The sequence below is a fragment of the Microbacterium xanthum genome, from assembly GCF_034531355.1.
Taxonomy (GTDB): Bacteria; Actinomycetota; Actinomycetes; order Actinomycetales; family Microbacteriaceae; genus Microbacterium; species Microbacterium xanthum.
In genome coordinates this window covers 56,095-77,496 of record NZ_JAWHUE010000002.1, presented here as the reverse complement: position 1 = coordinate 77,496, position 21,402 = coordinate 56,095, and the positions used below count along the sequence as shown (strand labels likewise).

Below are 21,402 nucleotides of genomic sequence, written 5' to 3'. Positions count from 1 at the left end.
GGAACCATGGCAGCCACCGCCCGCCTCGACCCGCACGACGAGATCGCCGACATCGACCGGCGCCTGTTCGGCGGGTTCGTCGAGCACCTCGGACGCCACATCTACGACGGCATCTTCGAACCCGGCCATCCCGACGCCGGTCCCGACGGCTTCCGCCGTGACGTGATCGATCTGGTCAAGGAGCTCGGTGTCACCACCATCCGCTATCCAGGCGGGAACTTCGTGTCGGGGTATCGCTGGGAGGACGGCATCGGGCCCGTCGACCAGCGCCCGCGCCGGTTGGATCTCGCGTGGCACTCGACCGAGACCAACGAGGTCGGCCTGCATGAGTTCGCCGGGTGGCTCGACCAGGTCGGCAGCGATCTCATGCTCGCGGTGAACCTCGGCACACGAGGCACGCAAGAGGCGCTCGATCTGCTCGAGTACGCCAACGTCGACGCGAAGACGGCGTGGACCGACAGACGCGCCGCGAACGGCCGCGCGGAGCCGTTCGGCGTCTCGATGTGGTGCCTCGGCAACGAGATGGACGGCCCCTGGCAGCTGGGGCATCGGAACGCGGAGGACTACGGCAAGATCGCCGCGCGCACCGCGAAGGCCATGCGGATGGTCGACCCTGCGATCGAGCTGGTCGTGTGCGGATCCTCGGGTCGCAGCATGCCCACCTTCGGATCGTGGGAGCGCACGGTGCTCGAGCACACCTTCGACGATGTCGACTTCATCTCCTGCCACGCCTACTACCAGGAACGGCGCGGACAGGCCCAGGAGTTCCTCGCCTCGAGCGTGGACATGACGACGTTCATCGAGTCCGTCGTGACGACCGCCGACGCAGTCGCCGCGACCAAGAACAGCGACAAGCGCATCATGATCTCCTTCGACGAGTGGAACATCTGGTACCTCCACTCCGACGACGGCGAGCTGATGGACAAGCCGGAAGAACCCGGATGGCCCGTCGCTCCACGACTCCTGGAGGACCGCTACAGCGTGCTCGACGCGGTGGTCTTCGGCGATCTGCTGATCACGCTGCTCACGCATGCCGACCGCGTGCGCTCGGCCTCCCTCGCTCAGCTGGTCAACGTCATCGCCCCGATCATGACCGAGCCCGGCGGGCCGGCGTGGCGGCAGACGACCTTCTTCCCGTTCTCCCTCACGTCGCGCCTGGCGCACGGCCGCGCCGTGCACATGCCGGTCTCGGCGCCGACGTTCTCCAGCACCGCGTTCGGCGAGGTCCCCACCGTGGACGCGGTGGCGACGATCGACGAGGACGGGATCTCGGTCTTCGTCGTCAACCGGTCCACCACCGCTCCCGAGACGCTGTCCGTCGACCTCGCACCGCTGCTCGCCGAGCTCGGCCGGGGTCTCGTCGTCACCGAGTCGCACCTGCTGCACGACGACGACATGTACGCCGCGAACACCCTGGAGGCACCGGAGCGCGTCGGGCTGAGCACGCTGACGACCGAGATCGACGGAGCGTCGCTCAGGATCGAGCTTCCGGCGGTGTCGTGGGGATGTGTGCGCCTGACCTGAGCGCTCAGCCCGTCGGGGACGTCGAACGCCTCGCCACCAGTTCCGGCTGGAAGACCGTCTGACGCGGGATCGCCTCGGTGTCCCCGGCTTCTTCGAGCAGGATCCGCAGCGCGGTCTTGCCGATCGTGGTGCTCGGCTGTCGCATCGACGACAACGGCACCGCGGCGGCGGCGGCGAATGAGATGTCGTCGAATCCGATGAGGGCGATCTCGTCGGGAACGAGCATCCGCCCGCCCACGACGAGCTGTTGCAACAGCCCGAGAGCGATGAGGTCGTTGCCCGCGAAGAGGGCGTCGGGGCGCTCGCGGGCCGGGCGAGCCATGAGGCGGGCGCCCGCGGCGATGCCCTCCTCCACGCTCATCGCCGATGTCGCGACCACTTCGAGCGAGACGCCGGGCGCGTCCTCGACGGCGACACGCGCACCCGCGAGACGATCCGTCATCTGACGCATCTCGAACGGGCCGCCGACGAAGGCGATCCGCGTGCGCCCGGTGGCGATGAGGTGCTCGACGGCCATGCGCCCGCCGCTGATGTTGTCGACCGACACCGAGCTGAAGCGATTCTCACCGCTGTAGCGGTCGACCAGCACCGCGGGGATGCCGCGATGCTTGAGCCGCGACAGACGGTTGTTCACGTCGCCGAAGGGGGCGATGAGCAGACCGCGGACCTGGTGCTCCTCGAACAGGTCGATGTACATGTCCTCGCGTGTGCGATTCTCGTCCGTGTTGCCATACAGAATCGCGATGCCGCGCGCGGTCGCCTCGTCCTCGGCACCTCGGACGACCTCGTTGAAGAACGGATTCTGCCCGTTCAGCACGACGAAACCCACCGTCGCGCTGACACCGGCACGCAGCTTGCGCGCGGCCTCGTTGCGCACGTACCCGAGGTCGTCGATGGCCTGCTGCACCCGCGTCACCGAATCCGCCGACACCTCGTCGGGCCGGTTCAGCACGTTCGAGACCGTCCCCACGGACACTCCCGCCTGCCGCGCGACGTCGCGGATGCTCACATTCGGCATGTCGGCGCTGTCTCCTCTTCGATCGGGCACCAGTCGCGCACCGGACTTGACCTGCACAGGTGCGCTCCATAGAGTATGCCTGAAGTTCTCCTGAATCGATTCATGGAGTTCAGAAGCACAGCAAACAGGTTCACCCTCAAGGAGGAGGCACCGTGACGAACACGTCGCCGCACCAAGCCGCCCCCGCGCTCGAACTCTCGCGGGTGGTGAAGTCCTTCGGTGCCGTCGTGGCCCTGCGCTCCGGCAGCATCCGCCTCGAGAAGGGCTCCATCCACGCCCTCATCGGCGAGAACGGCGCGGGCAAGTCGACGATGGTCAAGATCATCGCCGGCCTCTACCGTCGGGACGCCGGAGAGTTCCGCCTCGACGGAGAACCGGTCGACTTCACCAGCACGGCACAGTCCAAGGCCGCCGGCATCGCGGTGATCTACCAGGAGCCCACCCTCTTCCCGGATCTGTCGGTCACCGAGAACATCTTCATGGGCCGCCAGCCGACCAACCGCATCGGGCGCATCGACCGCAAGGCGATGCGCACGGAGGCCACCGAGATCTTCGAGCGCCTCGGCGTGCGGATCGACCCCGACCGCCTGACCGAGGGCCTCTCGATCGCCGATCAGCAGATCATCGAGATCGCCAAGGCCATCTCGCTGGATGCCCGCGTGCTCATCATGGACGAGCCGACCGCTGCCCTCTCCGGCGTCGAAGTCGAGCGTCTGTTCGCGGTGGCGAGGAGCCTGCGCGACGAAGGCCGCGCGCTGGTGTTCATCTCGCATCGCTTCGATGAGGTGTTCGACCTGTGCGACACGGTCACCGTCATGCGCGACGGCGCCTACGTGGACACCATGTCGATCGACGACACCACCGTGGACGAGCTCGTCCGCCAGATGGTCGGACGCGACGTCACCGAACTGTTCCCGAAGATGCCGACCGAGATCGGTGAAGACGTCCTCGTCGTCGAGGGTCTCACGCAGAAGGGCGTCTTCCACGACATCAGTTTCACCGTACGTTCGGGGGAGATCGTCGGCCTCGCCGGACTCGTCGGCGCCGGCCGGAGTGAGGTCGCACGGGCCGTGTTCGGAGTCGACCCGTACGAGTCGGGCTCGGTCACCATCGAGGGCGCACCGCTGGCGAAGAACAACCCCCGCAGGGCGATGGCGCAGGGCATCGCCCTCGTCCCCGAGGACCGACGCAAGCAGGGCCTCGTGCTCGACCAGTCCGTCACCCGGAACATCACCCTCGCGATCCGCTCACGACTGGCCAAATGGGGCCTCATCTGGGGTGGCCTCGAGAACGCCGCCGCCCAGACCTGGGCGAGCCGACTCGAAGTGAAGACCGCCGCCCTGGACGCCGAAACCGGCACCCTCTCCGGCGGCAATCAGCAGAAGGTCGTGCTGGGCAAGTGGCTGGCCACCCACCCCAAGGTGCTCATCGTCGACGAACCGACGCGCGGCATCGACGTCGGTACCAAGTCCGAGGTCCACCGGCTCATCTCGCAGCTGGCCGGCGACGGCATGGCGATCCTCATGATCTCCTCCGAGCTGCCCGAGGTCCTCGGCATGGCCGACCGCGTGCTCGTCATGCGCGAGGGCCACCTCACCGGAGAGTTCGCGCGCTCCGAAGCCACCCCCGAGAACGTGATGTACGCCGCCACGGCGGAAGAGGAGGCCGTGCGATGACCCTCACGACCGAAGCCGAGCCGAAGCAGCATCCGCTGGTGTCGGCCACCGGCCATGTGCTGAAGGCCCGCGAGACGGGCATCGCGATCGCCCTCGTCCTGGTGGTGGTCGCCGCAACCGCGGTCAACCCGGCGTTCCTGTTCTCCGGTGACGGGTTCCGCGACCTGCTGCTCACGCCCTCCCTGCTGATGGTCGTCGCCGTCGGTCAGGCGATCGTGATCATCACCCGCAACGTCGACCTCTCGGTCGGGTCGACCGTGGGCCTCACCGCCTACCTCACCGGTCGCCTGTTCATCGACTTCCCCGGGATCCCCCCGGTGCTCGTGTTCGTCGCCGGCATCGGCCTGGGCGCCGTCCTCGGGCTCATCAACGGCGCCCTGGTCGCCTTCGCGAAGGTCCCGGCGCTGGTGATCACCCTCGGCACGCTCTATATCTACCGCGGCATCAACGTCGCCTGGGCCGGCAGCGACCGCATCAACGCCTCCGACATGCCCGCCGACTTCCGCGGCCTCGGAACCGGCGACATCCTCGGCATCCCGCTGTTGACGATCCTCGCCGTCGTCGTGCTCGTCGTCGCCGCCTGGTACCTGCGAAACCTCCGCAGCGGACGCGAGCTGTACGCCATCGGATCCGACCCCGCGGCCGCCCACCTGTACGGTCTGCGGGTCACCAGCCGCGTGCTCGGTGCGTTCATCGTCTGCGGGGCGCTCGCCGGACTTGCCGGGGTGCTGTACGCGGCCCGCTACGGCACCGTCAGCTCCAACGCCGGATACGGCTGGGAGCTGCAGGCCATCGGCGCCGCCGTGATCGGCGGAGTCGCCATCTCCGGCGGCGTGGGCACCGTCTGGGGTGCGGCCATCGGCGCGTACCTGCTCCTGACCATCAACCGCGCCCTCCCGATCATCGGCATCGAGGACTTCTGGCAGCGCGCGGTGGTCGGCATCCTCATCATCGGCGCCATCGTGCTGGACCGGGTGCTCGCCGTGAGACAACATCGACGACTCATCGCCGCGAGGGAGGAGCAATCATGACCTCGGCCGTCCTCACCGCTCGCACCGAGCGCCGGTACCGCAACCACCACCACGCCCTGTGGCGACGCATCGTCCTGAACCGCGAAGCGGCCATCATCGGACTCCTCGCCCTCGTGATCGTCGTCGCGACCATCGTCGTGCCGAACTTCGACAGCCCGCTGACGATCACCTACCTCATCCGCGAACTCGCCCCGATCCTGCTGATCGCCCTGCCGATGACGCTGATCATCATCACCGAGGAGATCGACCTCTCGGTGGCCAGCATCGTCGGCCTCTCCTCGGTCGTCACGGGGCTCGGCGTCCAGGCCGGCTGGGGGCTGCCCCTCGCGGGCCTGGCCGCGATCGCCGTCGGCGTCATCGCGGGTGCGATCAACGGTGCCCTCGTGACCTTCGTGGGACTGCCGTCGCTGGCCGTCACGATCGGAACCCTCGCCCTCTTCCGCGGGATCGCGGTGGGACTGCTGGGGACCACGGCGATCAGCGACTTCCCGGACTTCTGGACCGACCTGGCACGCGCCAACGTGCCGGGGACCCCCGTCCCGGTGATCATCATCCCGTTCATCGTGCTGGCCGCCGTCTTCGCGGTCCTGCTGCACTTCACCCCCTTCGGCCGCTCTCTCTATGCGATCGGCCTGAACAAGGAGGCCGCGAGCTTCTCGGGGATCGACGTCGGCCTGACGAAGTTCTGGCTGTTCGTCATGAGCGGCGCCGTGTCGGGTTTCGCAGGGATCTACTTCACCCTGCTCTACAACAACGCCCGCGGCGACAACGCCACCGGCATGGAACTGCAGATCATCGCCGCCGTCCTGCTGGGCGGGGTGTCGATCTTCGGCGGCCGTGGCGCGCTCCACGGCGTCATCGCCGGCGTGCTGCTGATCGGGACGCTCTCCAGCGCTCTCCGGTTGGCCGGCGTCACCAGCGACATCATCAACGTCATCACCGGGATCCTGCTGGTCGTCTCGGTGGTGTCCGCAAGCTTCCTCGCATGGGTGCGCACCAAGCGCGTGTCCGCCGTCGGGAAGAAGAAGGGACGCTCCGGCGCATCAGACGCCTGAACATTCCACCTGGAATCACAGACCGACTTCACCAAGGGAAGGAAACAACGATGTTCAACACCAGGAACCGCCGCTTCGGCGTCGGCATCGCGGCCGTCGCGGCCACCGCGGCTCTCGTCCTCACCGGATGCTCCGGCTCGAGCGACTCGGGCGGGGACGCCGGCGGCGACGGCGAAGCCGTCACCATCACGATGCTGCCCAAGAACCTCGGCAACCCGTACTTCGACACCTCCAGCGCCGGGGCCGTCGAAGCCGTCGACGAGTTCGGCGGAGTCTTCGAAGAGGTCGGCCCGAGCGAGGCGACCCCGACCTCGCAGGTCACCTACATCCAGACCGCGGCACAGCAGGGCGCCGACGCGCTCGTCGTCTCGGCGAACGACCCCGAGGCCATCTGCGATGCGCTCGATGAGGCCCGCGGCGCCGGTGTGAAGGTCGTCACCTTCGACTCCGACACCAACCCGGAGTGCCGCGACCTGTTCATCAACCAGGCCACGGCAGAAGGTATCGCGCAGGTGCAGGTCGACCTGATCACCGAGCAGATCGGCGACGAAGGCCAGATCGCCGTCCTGTCCGCCTCCGCCAATGCCACGAACCAGAACGCCTGGATCGAAATGATGGAGGAGGAGCTTGCGGCCAACCACCCGGACGTCGAGCTCGTCGAGGTCGCGTACGGCGACGACGACGACCAGACCTCGTTCGACAAGACCGCCGCTCTGCTGCAGACCTACCCCGACCTCAAGGGCATCGTCTCGCCGACGACCGTCGGCATCGCGGCCGCGGCACGCTACCTGTCGACCTCGGAGTACAAGGGTGAGGTCGCGCTGACGGGCCTCGGCACCCCGAACCAGATGCGCGAGTACGTCGAGGACGGCACCGTCGAGGCGTTCGCGCTGTGGAACCCGGCCGATCTCGGATACCTCGCCGCCTTCGCCGCCGACGCACTGGCCACCGGAACGATCGAGGGCGCCGAAGGCGACTCCTTCGACGCCGGCAAGCTCGGGACCTACGAGGTCGGCGCCGACGGCGTCGTCCTCCTCGGAGACCCCTTCGTCTTCGACGCCGAGAACATCGGCGACTTCGACTTCTGAGAAGTCATGATCCAGGGGCGTCCGGCGATCCGCCGGGCGCCCCTTCGTCGTGCCCGACGAGGACGCGATCGGGAAAGCGCTTGCGCGGTGACGCGGCACCATGGCACACTGGGGAAAGCGTTTACCCCATCCGGGGTCCCGAGTTCCCCGCGACCACGTCGTCGACGGGATCCACGAGAGAAGGACCGAATGACCGACACCACGATCGCCCCGGCCGCGGCCGAGGTACGCCCCGCCGTCCGCGAGATCGGCATCATCATGAACGGCGTCTCCGGGCGCATGGGTTACCGCCAGCACCTCGTGCGGTCGATCCTCGCGATCCGCGACCAGGGCGGCATCGTCCTCCCCGACGGCACGAAGGTCACCGTCAAGCCGCTGCTGGTGGGTCGCAGTGAGGCGAAGCTCGCCGACCTCGCCGCCAAGCACGACATCGAGGACTACACCACCGACCTCGACGCCGCCCTGGCCGACCCGCGCTGGGAGATCTACGCCGACTTCCTCGTCACCAAGGCCCGCTCGGCAGCCCTCCGCAAGGCCATCGCGGCCGGCAAGACCATCTACACCGAGAAGCCGACGGCGGAGACGGCCGCCGAAGCCCTCGAGCTGGCCACGCTCGCCCGCGAGGCCGGCGTGAAGACCGGCGTCGTGCACGACAAGCTGTACCTCCCGGGCCTGCAGAAGCTCAAGCGCCTCATCGACTCCGGCTTCTTCGGCCGCATCCTGTCGGTGCGCGGCGAATTCGGATACTGGGTCTTCGAAGGCGACTGGCAGCCCGCGCAGCGACCCAGCTGGAACTACCGCACCGAAGACGGCGGCGGCATCATCGTCGACATGTTCCCGCACTGGAACTACGTGATGGAGAACCTGTTCGGCGAGGTCAAGAGCGTGTACGCCCAGGCGTCCGTGCACATCGCCGATCGGTGGGACGAGAACGGCGAGCACTACACCGCCACCGCCGAGGACGCCGCCTACGGCATCTTCGAGCTCGACGGCGGCATCGTCGCCCAGATCAACTCCTCCTGGACGGTACGGGTCAACCGCGACGAGCTCGTGGAGTTCCACGTCGACGGCACCCACGGTTCGGCCGTCGTGGGGCTGTTCGGCGCGAAGATCCAGCACCGCAACGCGACTCCGAAGCCGGTCTGGAACCCGGATCTCGCCGACGGCCACGACTACGACGCCGATTGGGCCGAGGTCCCGACCAACGACGTCTTCCAGAACGGCTTCCGCCAGCAGTGGGAGGAGTTCCTCACCTCCTATGTCGAGGGCACGGACTACGAATTCGATCTGCTCTCCGGCGCCCGCGGCGTGCTTCTGGCCGAGGCGGGTCTGGAATCCAGCCGCGAAGGCCGCAAGATCGAGCTGCCCACCCTGAGCCTGGACTGACCCGCATGCCGCACCTCACCCTGTTCGACGCCGCCGGGGCGACCTCTCAGGTCCCCCTGCGCGAGGCATCCGGCTTCACGAAGCCCACGGCTCCCTTGCGCAGTCGCGTCGCGTACGCGGCCGCACACGTCGTGCCGCACGTGCACGCCGACAACACCCCCGGCCGCCCGGCCGAGATCGACTGGGACGCGACCCTCGCCTTCCGTCGCTCGGTCTACTCGTGGGGACTCGGCGTCGCCGACGCCATGGACACCGCCCAGCGGAACATGGGACTGGACGCCGCCGCGGTGCGCGAACTGATCTCCCGGACGGCGCAGACCGCGCGAGAAGAAGGCGGCTCCGTCGTCGTGGGTGTCAACACCGACCACATCGAAGACGAGCACATCTCCCTCGACCAGGTCATCGACGCCTATACGTCGCAACTGGCCTTCACCGAGGAGCAGGGCGCGGGGCCGGTCCTGATGGCCTCACGCCACCTGGCACGAGCCGCGTCCTCGGCCGAGGACTACCGGCGCGTCTATCGCGAGGTGCTCCGCTCCGCGCAGGGCCCCGTCGTCCTGCACTGGCTGGGCACGGCGTTCGACCCGGCCCTCGAGGGATACTTCACGTCGACCAAGCTCGGGACAAGCGGTTCGCCGCACTGGCGCGAGGCGTCCGAGGTGCTGCTGCAGATCATCGGCGAGAACGCCGACAAGGTCGCCGGCGTGAAGATGAGCCTCCTCGACGCCGCCTCCGAGGTCTCGGTGCGCGAGCGCCTGCCGGAGGGCGTCAGGATGTTCACGGGCGACGACTTCAACTACGTCGGCCTCATCGGAGGTGCCGACGTGCCGGACGCACGCCAGCCCGAGCGCGACCCGTCCTCTCCCCGACAGCACTCCGACGCCCTGCTCGGTGCCTTCGCCGCGATCACGCCGGTCGCCTCGGCCGCGATCCAGGCGCTCGACGCGGGAGACGGCAGCCGATACCTCGAGATCCTGGAACCCACCGAAGAGCTCAGCCGGCAGGTGTTCGCCGCCCCGACCTTCTACTACAAGACCGGTGTCGCCTTCCTGTCCTGGCTGAACGGCCATCAGCCGGCGTTCCAAATGGTCGGCGGCCTGCACTCGGCGCGCAGCCTGCCCCACCTGTCGCGCATCGTCGAGCTGGCCAACGCCTCCGGCGCCCTCGAACGGCCGGAGCTGGCGGCCATCCGGTGGCACGGGATGCTGCGGCTGAACGGCGTGGACGTGCCCGGGGTGATCGCATGAGCGTCGACCCTCGCCTGTCGATCAACCAGGGCACGATCAAGCACGCCGACCTCGCCACGGCGCTCGCCGCCACCTCCGCCGCGGGCGTTCCCGCGATCGGGCTCTGGCGCGAACCGGTGCAGGAGGTCGGTCTCGCCACCGCCGCGTCGATGCTCGCCGACTCCGGCCTCCGATTCACCACGCACTGCCGATCGGGTTTCTTCACGATGCCCGACGGCCCTGACCGTCGCGCGTCCATCGACGACAACAAGGTCGCCATCGACGAGGCCGCGGCCCTCGCCGCCGCCGGGGCCGACGGATCCACCGCGATCCTCGTCCTCGTCGCCGGCGGCCTCCCCGACGGCTCGCGCGATGTCATCGGCGCCCGCGAACGCGTCCGCGACGCCATCGGCGAACTGGCGCCGTACGCGGCCGAGGCCGGGGTCACGTTGGCCATCGAGCCGCTGCACCCCATGTACGCCTCCGACCGGTGCGTCGTATCGACCCTCGGTCAGGCCTTGGACATCGCGCACGACTTCGACCCGTCCGTCGTCGGCGTGACCGTCGACACCTTCCACATCTGGTGGGATCCGGACGTCCTGCCGCAGATCGAACGCGCCGGTCGAGAAGGACGCATCGCCACGTACCAGGTGTGCGACTGGAAGACCCCGCTGCCGGCAGATGTGCTGCTCAGCCGCCACTACCCGGGCGACGGCGTGATCGACTTCGGACCGATGACCCGGGCGATCGTCGACGCCGGGTACACCGGTGACATCGAGGTGGAGATCTTCAACGCCGACGTGTGGGCGACCGATCCGTTCGAGGCCGTCCGGCGCACGTCCGAGGCCTTCACCGCCGCGGTGACCCCGCACCTGCCCGCCACGGTCGGTGCCTGACCGGGCGGCGGGCGACCCCCTAGAATCTCGCACGTGACCCGAACACCCTCGCCCTCCCGCAGCGCAGCCACCCTTCACGACGTGGCGCGGGAGGCGGGGGTGTCGCTGGCGACGGCTTCCCGCGTGTTGAACGGGTCGACGCGCAAAGTCGCCGAGAGCTACCGCGTCAAGGTCGAAGCCGCCGCCGCGCAGCTCGGCTACACCCCCAACCTGTCCGCTCAGGCCACCGCCCGCGGCACATCCGCCGTCGTCGCGCTCCTGGTCGCCGACATCGCCGACCCCTACTTCGGCCAGCTCGCCTCCGGGGTCGCCCGCGGCGCCGACGAGGCGGGCCTCGTGGTGACCATCGCCATCACCGAGCGCGACCCGCAGCGCGAGGTCGCCCTCGTCCGCGCCCTGCGCGGCCAGCGCCCACGCGGCCTCATCCTCGCCGCTTCCCGCACCAGCGGCCCCGACGCGGTCGGCCTCGACGCCGAGCTCGACGCGTTCCAAGGCATGGGTGGGCAGGTCGTCATGCTGGGCCCGGCGCCCGAGGGCATCCGCTCGGTCGCCGTCGACAACGTCGGCGGGGCGCGTGCGCTGGCCACACGTCTGCGAGAGCTCGGATACGACGAGGCGATCGTCATCGGGGCCCGCGAGGGGATCCAGACCTCGGATGATCGAATCGACGGCTTCACCCGGGGCTTCACCGCCGGCGGCGGTCGCATCCGCGAGGTCGTCCGGTGCGGGTTCACCCGCGACGCCGGCTACGACGCCGCCGAAACGCTCCTGGCCGGCGAGATCCCGACCGGAACGGTGATCTTCGGCATCAGCGACGTCGTCGCCATCGGCGTCATGTCGGCCGTGCGCGACGCCGGGCGCGAGGTCGGGACGGACATCGCCGTCGCGGGCTTCGACGACATCGCCACCGGTCGCGACATCCGTCCCGGGCTCACCACCGCGCGCGTCCCCCTCGACGAACTCGGCTACCGCGCCCTGCACGCCACGATCGACGAGGAGTGGGACGCGGCGCAGCCCGCTCTCGCGGTCGAGCCGGTCGTCCGCGGCAGCACCCCCGCCCGCGTCTGACCGCGCACCCCGGTCGCATCCGGCATCGGGGCGGATGACTCCTCAGGGGCGCACCGGGGCACACGTCGCCGTCGGCGAGAGAACGTTACCTTCCTGGATAGAGTGGCGCGAGCGGAAGGAGTGCGCATGTCTCGATCGCCGAAGCGGGTCACCATCGCCGATGTCGCGGTGAAGGCCGGCGTCTCGCTGTCGACGGTGTCACGCGTGCTCAACGGCAACATCACGGTCGATCCGGCGATGGCCGAGCGGGTTCGCGCCGCCGCCGCCGAGCTCCAGTACTCCGCCAGCCCGCTGGCGCGCAGCCTCGTGCTCGGCCGCACCCAGACTGTTGCCGTCGTGGTACCGGACCTCGGGAACCCGACCTTCCAGGAGATCCTCCGCGGACTCAGCCGTGCCGCCGGATCGGCCGGGTACCACGTGCTCGTGGCCGACTCGGCGGAGTCGGTCGACGAAGAGCGGGCGCTCGCCCTCACGACGCGTCGCCGCACCGACGGCGTCGTGCTGTGCGCTCCACGCATGGACGACGACGCCCTCGCGGCAACCCTCGCCGAGCTCTCCCCCGTCGTCGTCGTCAATCGCGACACCGCTGACGCCCCCGCCGTCGGTGCCGACTACCGCTCCGCGTTCACCGAGATCCTCGAGCACCTCTACGGGTTGGGGCACCGCAGGCTCGTCTTCCTCTCGGGGAACCCCCGCTCCGCGTCGAACGCCGCCCGCGTCGCCGCGGTGTCCGCATTCACCGCGGCGCACGTCGACGTCGCGGTCGTCGAGATCACCTGCGGCGTGGACGTCGACAGCGGCGCGCGGGTCGCCGGAGAGGTGCGGATCTCCGGGGCGACGGCGGTGCTGGCGTACAACGACCTCGTCGCGATGGGCGTCATGGGGGCGCTGCGCCGTGACGGCGTGCGCATCCCGGAGGACATCTCCGTGGCCGGGTTCGACGACATCCCGTACGCGAAGTGGACCTCACCGACGCTGACCACGGCATCGGTGCCCACCGAGGCGGTCGGCGCGCGCGCCTGGGAGGCGATGCGAGGCCTGCTGTCGGGCGACGGCGCCGCCCCCACGACCGAGTGGCTCCGCCCGGTCGTGGCCCTTCGCGAGAGCACCGGGCCCGCGCCCGCCTGACCTTCCATCCACCCCTTCCCGGGCGCAGCCGAGAGGGAGCGTGATACGCTGAGAAAACGTTTCCTGAGGAGCCATCGATGACCCACCTCCGCTACGCACTCGCCGGCGCCGGCGCGCGCGCCCAGATGTACGTCGACGCGATCACGACCACCTACGGCGACCGCGCGTCGCTGGTCGCGATCCTCGAGCCCAACCCGGTCCGGGCGCAGTATCACGCCGACCGCGTCGCCGCCGCCGGCATGCCCGCGCCGCTGATCTACTCCCCCGACCGCCTCGAGGAGATGATCGCCGCCGAGCAGGTCGACCGCGTGATCGTGTGCGCACGCGACGACCTCCACGCCGAGCTCATCGTCCGCTCCTTGGACGCCGGCGCCGACGTCGTCGTGGAGAAGCCCCTCACGATCGACGCGGAAAGCGCCGCCGCGATCGAGGAGGCGATCGACCGCACGGGCCGCCACGTGGTGATCACCTTCAACTACCGCTACTCGCCGCGCAACAGCGCGCTGCGCCGGATCCTGCAGGAGGGCACGATCGGCGAGATCACCTCGATCGACTTCTCCTGGATGCTCGACACGAAGCACGGGGCCGACTACTTCCGCCGCTGGCACCGCGAGAAGGAGCACTCCGGCGGTCTGCTCGTGCACAAATCCAGCCACCACTTCGACCTGGTCAACTGGTGGCTGCGGAGCGTGCCGAGCCGCGTGTACGCGTCGGGCGGACTGCGCTTCTACGGCGCCGAGAACGCCGCCGCGCGCGGGATCGGCGAGCGCGCGCCCCGAGGCACGCACGACGGCGCGGGTGCGTTCGAGCTCGACCTGCGCGGCGATGCGAACCTCAAGGCCCTCTACCTCGACGCGGAGGAGCACGACGGGTACCTGCGCGATCGTGACGTGTTCGGCGAGGGCATCACCATCGAGGACAACCTCGCCCTCGTCGTCGACTATGCCTCCGGCGCCACGCTCAGCTACTCCCTGAACGCGCACGCACCGTGGGAGGGGTACCGCGTCGCCGTCAACGGCACGAAGGGACGTGCCGAGCTGGAGGTCGTCGAGCGCGGCGCCGTGCTCGCGGACGAGGGCCTGCACCCGGTGCTCGACCCGAGCGCCGTCGACGCCGGTTCGTCCGGGTCGCTGCGGCCGGAGGGAGAGCGGCTGCTCGTCCAGCGCCACTGGGAGACGGCCACCGAGGTCGAGATCGAGAACCTCGCGGGCGGCCACGGCGGCGGCGACCGGCTGCTGCTGGCAGACGTCTTCGAGGGCCCCGGGGACGACCCGCTCCAGCGGCCCGCGGACTGGCGCGACGGCGTACGGTCGATCGCGGTGGGCATCGCCGGCAACAGATCGTTGGCCTCGGGGATGCCCGTTCGAATCGCCGACCTCGGCATCCGATTCCTGGCCGAAGCCCCCCAGACGGTGTCCGCGTGACACGCATCGTCGTCACCGGGGGCGCGGGGCGCCTCGGCCGCACGCTGGTGGCCGGCCTCGCGGATGCCGGGCACGAGATCATCTCGATCGACCGCCAGGTCTCGGATGCGGTCGAGCTGACCTCGCGCGATGCGGTCACGCAGAGGGCGGTCGACCTGACCGACCCCACCGCCACCACGGCGGCGTTGACCGACGCACGCGCGGACGCCCTCGTGCACCTCGCCGCGATCGCCGTGCCCTTCAGCGCGCCCGAGGACATCATCCTCCGCACCAATGCCGCCCTCGCGTTGAACACGATGTCGGCGGCCGTCGCCGCGGGTGTCACGCGCGTGGTCACCGCGTCGAGCCCGACCGTGCTCGGCTATGGCGCGCCCACGGGGTGGGTGCCCCCGTCGATGCCTCTCGACGAGGAGACCCCGACCCGCCCCTGGAACGCGTACGCCCTCTCCAAGCTGCTCGCCGAACAGACCGCGGCGATGCTGGCGCGTCAGACCGGCGACGCGACACGGTTCGCGGCCTTCCGCCCGTGCTACGTCATCGCCCCCGAGGAGTGGGAGGGCGCTCCCACGCAACAGGGCCACACGGTGCGCGAGCGCCTCGACGACCCGGCCCTGTCGGCCCCGGCGGTGTTCAACTACGTCGACGCGCGCGACGTCGCGACCTTCATCGACACGCTGCTGGAGGCGATGGGCGAGATCCCGAACGCCGAGACCTTCTTCGTCGGCGCCGATGACGCCCTGGCCCGCGAGCCGCTGTGCGACCTGGTGCCGCGCTTCCACCCCGGCACCGAGGAGGTCGCGGCGGCGCTGACCGGCACCACGCCTGCGTTCACGAGCGCGAAGGCCGGTCGCCTGCTCGGTTGGCATCCGTCCCGCTCGTGGCGCGACGAGCTCGCCGCCGCCGACGCCCGCGCCGCGGGCTCCCCCGACTCCCGAAAGGACACCGCCGCGTGAGTACCGGAATCGCCTTCGACGGCGTGCTCTTCTTCCCCGTCACCCCCTTCGACACCGACGGACGCGTCGACGACGCGCTTCTGCGCGAGCATGTCGAATCGGCACTGACCCACCGACCCGGCGGGGTGTTCCCCGCGTGCGGCACGGGCGAGTTCCACGCGCTCTCGACGGATGAGGCGGCGCAGGTCGTGCGGTCGACCGTCGAGACCGTCTCGGGGCGCGTCCCCGTCGTCGCCGGCGCCGGTGGTCCGCTGGGGCACGCGATCGCGGTCGCCCGCGCCGCGGCTGACGCGGGTGCTGACGCACTGCTGGTCCTCCCGCCCTATCTCGTCGGCGGTCCGCAGGCCGGTCTCGTCGCCTACGTCGAAGCGATCGCCGACGCATCAGACCTGCCCGTGATCGTCTACCACCGGGCGAATGCGCAGTACTCGCCGGAGTCGATGCGCCACCTCGCCCGCAACCCGCGCGTCGTCGGGTTCAAAGACGGCGTGGGCGACATAGGGACCGCGCAGCTGATCGTGCGCGCCGTCGCCGAGGAGGGTCGCGACGACGTCGCGTTCTTCAACGGCCTCCTCACCGCCGAGCTCACGCAGGGGGCCTACCGCGGCATCGGCATCCCGCTGTACTCCTCGGCGGCGTTCGCGATGGCCCCCGAGGTCGCCGTGGCCCACTACCGCGCATACGTCGACGGCGACGAGGCCCGCCGTCTGCAGCTGATCGACGGCTTCTACCGCCCGCTCGTCGCCCTCCGCGACGAGACCCCGGGTTTCGGTGTCTCGCTCATCAAGGCCGGCCTGCGGCTGTCGGGACTCGCCGTGGGGAGCGTGCGCGCACCGCTGGTCGACCCGACCCCGGCGCAGGAGCAGCGGCTGGCCGAGATCCTCGCAGCGGGGCGCGGGTTGCTGTGACCGATGCCGTCATCCGCTCGCTGACCGCGCGACTGCGGCGCATCCCGCTCGATCGCCCGTGGGGCGCCGACGTGCGCGCGATCGGCGTGATCGACACGCACGTGGTGCTCAGCGACGGCGGCGAGGGGTGGGGGTTCTCGTGGACGCCACAGATCGGCGCAGAGGCGGTGCTCGCCATGATCGAGCACGAGATCGCGCCCGCAGCGGTGGGCCGGACGGCTGATCCCGAACAGACCTGGCCGGCGCTGTGGGAGCACCTGCACGAAGCCGGCGGCGGCGGGATCACGACCATCGCCCTGGCCGGTCTCGACCTGGCCCTGTGGGATGCGGCCGCCCGCCGTGCGGACCTCCCCGTCTCGCGGATGCTGGGCCGACGCCGCGACACCGTGCGCAGCTACGGAAGCGGCGTGAACCTGCACTACCCGCTCGACGAGCTCGCCGCGCAGATCCGCCGCTGGGTGGATGCCGGGTTCGATGCCGTGAAGGTCAAGGTCGGAAAGCCCGACGTCGCCGAAGACCTCGAGCGGATGCGGGCGGTGCGCGACGTGCTCGGCCCCGACCGCGCGCTCATGATCGACGCGAATCAACGATGGGACCTCGACCGGGCGACCCGCCACCTGGAGGTGCTCGCCGAGGTCGCACCCGCGTGGATCGAGGAGCCCCTGCGCGCCGACGATCTCGCCGGCCACATCGAGCTGTCCCGCCGCCTGGCCGCGAGCAGCGGCATCCCCATCGCCGTCGGCGAGAACCTCCACACCGCGTTCCGTTTCGACGACGTGCTGCGCGTCGGCGCCGCCCAGATCGTGCAGCCGAACGTCGTGCGGGTCGGAGGGATCACCCCGTTCCGCCGGATCGCGGCGATCGCCGCCGACCGCGGCGCCGCCCTGCATCCGCACCTGCTGCCCGAGCTGTCCGGTCAGCTCGCGCTGACCCTGGAGACCGTCGATCCCCTCGTCGAAGACGTCGAGGACGCCGGGTTCGGCCAGCTCGGCGCCCTCGATGGCCCGTCGCCCGTCCGCATCGCCGACGGCGTGCTCCGCGAGACCGACCACGTCGGTCTCGGCATCCGTTTCCGCTGACCGCCCACCGACCCCCTCGGGAGCATCCATGACCACCAGCACCGCCGACCTCGACCGTCTCGTCGCCGCCGCCGCGGCCGCCGCCCCCGTGTGGCGCGCATCGTCTGCCGGCGACCGCGCGCGCTGGCTGCGCGCCGCCGCCGCCGCCCTCGACGCGCACGCCGACGAGCTCGTCGCGATCGCCGACGAGGAGACCCGGCTCGGCGAGACGCGGCTGCGCGGCGAGGTCGGTCGCACGACGGGGCAGCTGCGCCTGTTCGCGGACGTCGTAGAGGAAGGCTCGTACCTCGAGATCACCGTCGACGACGCGGATGCCGGTGCGACGCCGCCTCGCCCCGAGCTGCGCCGCATGCTCACCGGCGTCGGCCCGGTGGCGGTGTTCTCGGCGTCGAACTTCCCGTTCGCGTTCTCGGTCGCCGGTGGCGACACCGCCTCGGCCCTGGCGGCGGGGAACCCCGTCATCGTGAAGGCCCACTCGGGCCACCCGCGGCTGTCTGAACGCACGGCCGCGATCGTTTCCGACGCCCTCGAGGCCGCCGGCGCGCCGGCCGGGTCGCTGGCGCTGGTGGAGGGCCGCGAAGCGGGCAACGCCCTGGTGCAGCATCCTTCGATCCAGGCCGCGGGATTCACCGGCTCCCTCGGCGGTGGACGCGCCCTGTTCGACCTCGCAACCGGCCGCCCCGACCCCATTCCCTTCTACGGCGAGTTGGGAAGCGTCAACCCGGTCGTCATCACCGCTGCGGCCGTCGATCGACGCGGCTCCGCCCTCGCGCAGGGTCTCGTGGCGTCGTTCACGCTCGGGGTCGGACAGTTCTGCACCAAGCCGGGGGTCGTGTTCGTGCCCGCCGGATCCGGGTTCGATCAGCTCATCGCCCCGCTCGTACCCGGCGCGGCGGGCGGCCGGCTGCTGACGGACCGCATCACCGCGGCATTCCCCTCCGGGGTGGCCCATCTGGAAGGCGACCCGTCGGTGTCGGTGGTCGCCGGCGCGGCCGCGCAGTCGGGCGACATCGCCGCGCCGGTCGTCCTGCGCACCGATGCCGTCGCGGTCGCAGAGCGTCCCGAGACGCTGTTGGCGGAGTGCTTCGGCCCGGTCACCCTGCTGGTCGAGTACGCCGACGCCGCGGACCTGCACCGTGCGCTCGAAGCGGTGCCGGGCAGCCTCACCGCGACCCTTCACGCGGAAGACGACGAGCCGGTCGAGGCGATTCTCGAGGTGCTCGTCCGGAAGGCGGGGCGCGTGCTGTTCGCCGGGTGGCCGACCGGGGTCGCGGTGACCTGGTCGCAGCAGCACGGCGGCCCGTGGCCGGCGACGACGTCCCTTCACACCTCCGTCGGAGCGACGGCCATCCGCCGGTTCCTGCGTCCGGTCGTCTTCCAGGACGCGCCGCAGCGCCTGCTTCCCGCCGTGCTCCGCGACGACGCGTACCCGTCCCTCCCGCACCGCCGCAACGGCGTCCTCACGCTGCCCTGACCACGCCCGCACCGGCCGAGGAACGCACGGCGGCTCGGGCGATTCACCTGTCACCGGATGCCGCTCACGCGGCATTCACCTGTCGCGGGATGCCGCTTACGCGGCACAGAGCGACACCCCGTGACAACCGAGCCGGGGGTTGGGGGGTGGGGCGGGTGGGGCGCCGCGGGTCAGTGGGATGCGGCGAGGATCGCGCCGGCGCGGGTGAGCCACCGTGCCGGGTCGGCCATCGCCGCCTCGGGTGAGCCGGCGAGGTCGGTCAGCGACGCCGCCGCGGCGAAGGCGCGGGTGTCGGCGTCAGGGGCGATGCGCCCGGCGACGAGCATCGCCGGGACTCCCGCCGCGGCGGCGAGGTGCTGAACCCGCGAGGGAACCTTCCCGTCGGCGGACTGTCCGTCGAAGGATCCCTCGCCGGTGATCACGACAGCGGCCGTGGCGACCGCGGCGGCGAGGCCGATGAGCTCCGCGACCTCTGCCGCGCCCGCAAGGAGGTCGCCGCCCCAGAGCCGCAGCGCGAATCCGGTCCCACCGGCTGCGCCCGCACCGGGCACGTCCGGGTCGCCGCCGGCGATGGCCGCGAATCGCGCCAGCGACGCATCGACGACCGGGATGTCCGCCGCGCCGAGCCCCTTCTGCGGACCGAAGACGGCTGCGGCGCCACGCGGGCCGGTGAGCGGATTGGTGACGTCGCTGAGCACGCGCACACCGCCGGGCGGGAGCGGGGCCAGCGTGGAGACATCCACCTCGGCGACATCTCGGAGACCCCGCGCGCCGGGCAGAACCGGCGCCCCGTCGGCGTCGAGGATCCGGGCTCCGAGCGCGGCGAGCATCCCGACGCCCGCGTCGGTCGATGCGCTCGAGCCGATCCCCAGCACCAGGCGCGAGATCCCGTGGTCGAGGGCCGCCGCGATCGCCTGGCCGAATCCTCGGGTGTCGGCGTCGAACGGCCGCAGCCGCGGCGGCGATCCGAGCAGTTCGATGCCCGACGTGCCGGCCAGTTCGACGACCCCCGTCCCCCGCGGCGCGTCCTGCGTGGGCGGGAGGAGCAGCCAGTGCGCCGCCACCGGCACGCCCTCGGGGCCGTCGACCGTGACGGGCATGAGCGTCGCACCGGGAACGGCGGCAGCGAAGCCCGCGACCGTTCCTTCGCCGCCGTCGGCCATCGGCCGGTGGATCAGCGTGTCCTTCGGACGCACCCCGGACCATCCGGCCGCGAGGGCGGCGGCGGCAGCATCCGCGGCGATCGACCCTTTGAAGGAATCGACGGCGAACACGACCGTTCGCGCCGATCCGGTGTCCTTCGCTTCGCTCATCCGCACCCCTTCGTCACCAGCCCGCCGTCGTCACGCGCTGTGGGAAAGCGTATTCCATTCTCGCCCCCACCGCGTGCGCGAGGCTCACTTGCGACGCTGGAGCAGGCATCAAGGGACGGGGCCGGTGCTCGCGCGTTCGATGAGGCGGACGGGGATGATCGCGGGCACGCCGGAGGCGTCATCCGCGAGCGCCGCGACCGCCGCCTCGCCGAGAGCGTCGAAGTCCTGACGGACGGTGGTGAGCGGGGGACGGAAGTCACGGGCGTCCGACACATCGTCGAACCCCACCACGCTGACCCGACCCGGCACGTCCAGACCCCGCTGGGCGAGCCCCCGCAGCATCCCGAGCGCCATCTGGTCGTTGGCGCAGAAGACCGCGGTCGCATCCGCATCGAGCATCCCCGCGGCACGGAAACCGGCAGACGAGGTCCATTCCCCCCGCAGCGGCTCGACGACCTCGAGGCCCGCCCCGGCGAGCGCCTCGCGCCAGCCGCGCTCCCGTTCGGCGGCGGCGAACGACGTCGACGGCCCGGCGAGGTGCCGGATGCGGGTGTGGCCGAGGGCGAAGAGATGCTCGATGGCGAGGCGGGCACCGGTGGCGTGGTCCGTCTGCACCGCCGTCCCCCGGGTGCCGGACGCCGAACCATCCGCCGCCGTGGCGCCAGGCCCGCCGCTCGAAGCGCGCGGGTGCGGGACGGGCGTGTCGACGACCACCAGCCGCAGCCCGACGGGAGGCACCACGCCGCGGGCGAGCAACGTCGCCTCGTTCAGCACGATGGCACCGTCGACACCCTGGTCGCCGAGCCTCTCGAACGCGCCGGCGACACCACCGTCGGCCCGCCCGGACACCGTCACGACGACCAGTGCGAGGCCTCGGGAGGCGGCGGCGTCGGAAACGGCCTGGAGCATACGGGAGTTGCCCACGGTGGCAAGCGTGGAGACGATCAGCCCGATGGTCTGGCTGCGCCCGGTGCGCAGAGCGCGAGCGGCTCGATGCGGGCGATAACCGAGGTCGGCCATCGCCGCTTCCACGCGCCGACGCGTGTCCGGGTCTACGCGGGGACTGCGATTGACCACCCGCGAGACGGTCTGCCCCGACACCCCGGCACGGACCGCGACATCGGCCATGGAGGCGCGGCGCCCGTCACCCGACCC

The 21,402-nt window shown here is 70.8% G+C and carries 18 protein-coding genes; 15 read left to right on the top strand and 3 right to left on the bottom strand.

Annotated elements, in window-relative coordinates; genetic code table 11:
• The first annotated feature begins 6 nt into the window (after nt 1–6).
• Nucleotides 7–1,524 (top strand): arabinosylfuranosidase ArfA, encoded by a 1,518-nt coding sequence (arfA, locus tag RZO50_RS06055; RefSeq protein WP_322598825.1) that lies wholly within the window; start codon nt 7–9, stop codon nt 1,522–1,524.
• A gap of 4 nt (nt 1,525–1,528) precedes the next feature.
• Here the strand turns inward: arfA and RZO50_RS06050 are convergent, their stop codons facing one another.
• Entirely contained in the window at nt 1,529–2,542 is a 1,014-nt protein-coding gene (locus RZO50_RS06050) for a LacI family DNA-binding transcriptional regulator (RefSeq protein ID WP_322598824.1), read from the bottom strand.
• A 152-nt stretch (nt 2,543–2,694) separates the two neighbouring features.
• On the opposite strand from RZO50_RS06050, the gene RZO50_RS06045 reads away from it, so the two are divergent.
• The 14 genes from RZO50_RS06045 (at nt 2,695) to RZO50_RS05980 (ending at nt 18,934) form a co-directional block, all read left to right on the top strand.
• Complete coding sequence (locus RZO50_RS06045) at nt 2,695–4,218, top strand: sugar ABC transporter ATP-binding protein (protein WP_322598823.1); 1,524 nt, start codon at nt 2,695–2,697, stop codon at nt 4,216–4,218.
• Nucleotides 4,215–5,249, top strand: a complete 1,035-nt coding sequence (locus RZO50_RS06040; protein WP_322598822.1) for an ABC transporter permease — start codon at nt 4,215–4,217, stop codon at nt 5,247–5,249. The genes RZO50_RS06045 and RZO50_RS06040 overlap by 4 nt, the downstream gene beginning before the upstream one ends.
• Nucleotides 5,246–6,304 (top strand): ABC transporter permease, encoded by a 1,059-nt coding sequence (locus RZO50_RS06035; protein ID WP_322598821.1) that lies wholly within the window; start codon nt 5,246–5,248, stop codon nt 6,302–6,304. Before RZO50_RS06040 ends, RZO50_RS06035 begins: the two co-directional genes overlap by 4 nt.
• Nucleotides 6,305–6,354: 50 nt before the next feature.
• Nucleotides 6,355–7,392 carry a rhamnose ABC transporter substrate-binding protein gene (gene rhaS, locus RZO50_RS06030; RefSeq protein ID WP_322598820.1) on the top strand — a complete coding sequence of 346 codons (1,038 nt, stop codon included), beginning with the start codon at nt 6,355–6,357 and terminating at the stop codon, nt 7,390–7,392.
• 189 nt (nt 7,393–7,581) lie between these two features.
• Entirely contained in the window at nt 7,582–8,778 is a 1,197-nt protein-coding gene (locus tag RZO50_RS06025; RefSeq protein WP_322598819.1) for a Gfo/Idh/MocA family protein, read from the top strand.
• Between the two features lie 5 nt (nt 8,779–8,783).
• A complete protein-coding gene (locus RZO50_RS06020) occupies nt 8,784–10,025 on the top strand; it encodes a dihydrodipicolinate synthase family protein (RefSeq protein ID WP_322598818.1) in 1,242 nt (413 codons plus the stop codon).
• Nucleotides 10,022–10,900, top strand: coding sequence for a sugar phosphate isomerase/epimerase family protein (locus RZO50_RS06015; RefSeq protein ID WP_322598817.1), 879 nt, complete (start codon nt 10,022–10,024; stop codon nt 10,898–10,900). Before RZO50_RS06020 ends, RZO50_RS06015 begins: the two co-directional genes overlap by 4 nt.
• A gap of 33 nt (nt 10,901–10,933) precedes the next feature.
• Complete coding sequence (locus RZO50_RS06010) at nt 10,934–11,968, top strand: LacI family DNA-binding transcriptional regulator (protein ID WP_322598816.1); 1,035 nt, start codon at nt 10,934–10,936, stop codon at nt 11,966–11,968.
• Nucleotides 11,969–12,094: 126 nt separating this feature from the next.
• A complete protein-coding gene (locus tag RZO50_RS06005) occupies nt 12,095–13,096 on the top strand; it encodes a LacI family DNA-binding transcriptional regulator (protein WP_322598815.1) in 1,002 nt (333 codons plus the stop codon).
• A 77-nt stretch (nt 13,097–13,173) separates the two neighbouring features.
• Nucleotides 13,174–14,520, top strand: a complete 1,347-nt coding sequence (locus tag RZO50_RS06000) for a Gfo/Idh/MocA family protein (RefSeq protein ID WP_322598814.1) — start codon at nt 13,174–13,176, stop codon at nt 14,518–14,520.
• Complete coding sequence (locus RZO50_RS05995; RefSeq protein WP_322598813.1) at nt 14,517–15,473, top strand: NAD-dependent epimerase/dehydratase family protein; 957 nt, start codon at nt 14,517–14,519, stop codon at nt 15,471–15,473. The genes RZO50_RS06000 and RZO50_RS05995 overlap by 4 nt, the downstream gene beginning before the upstream one ends.
• 8 nt (nt 15,474–15,481) lie before the next feature.
• On the top strand, nt 15,482–16,381 hold the full coding sequence (locus tag RZO50_RS05990; protein WP_322599561.1) for a 5-dehydro-4-deoxyglucarate dehydratase: 900 nt from the start codon (nt 15,482–15,484) through the stop codon (nt 16,379–16,381).
• Complete coding sequence (locus RZO50_RS05985) at nt 16,378–17,460, top strand: mandelate racemase/muconate lactonizing enzyme family protein (protein WP_322598812.1); 1,083 nt, start codon at nt 16,378–16,380, stop codon at nt 17,458–17,460. The genes RZO50_RS05990 and RZO50_RS05985 overlap by 4 nt, the downstream gene beginning before the upstream one ends.
• Nucleotides 17,461–17,488: 28 nt before the next feature.
• Nucleotides 17,489–18,934, top strand: coding sequence for an aldehyde dehydrogenase (NADP(+)) (locus RZO50_RS05980; protein WP_322598811.1), 1,446 nt, complete (start codon nt 17,489–17,491; stop codon nt 18,932–18,934).
• A gap of 170 nt (nt 18,935–19,104) precedes the next feature.
• On the opposite strand, the gene RZO50_RS05975 is transcribed toward RZO50_RS05980, so the two are convergent.
• On the bottom strand, nt 19,105–20,247 hold the full coding sequence (locus RZO50_RS05975; RefSeq protein WP_322598810.1) for a glycerate kinase: 1,143 nt from the start codon (nt 20,245–20,247) through the stop codon (nt 19,105–19,107).
• Between the two features lie 108 nt (nt 20,248–20,355).
• Nucleotides 20,356–21,375: a LacI family DNA-binding transcriptional regulator gene (locus RZO50_RS05970; RefSeq protein WP_322599560.1), complete on the bottom strand. Its 1,020-nt coding sequence runs from the start codon at nt 21,373–21,375 to the stop codon at nt 20,356–20,358.
• Nucleotides 21,376–21,402 lie beyond the last annotated feature (27 nt).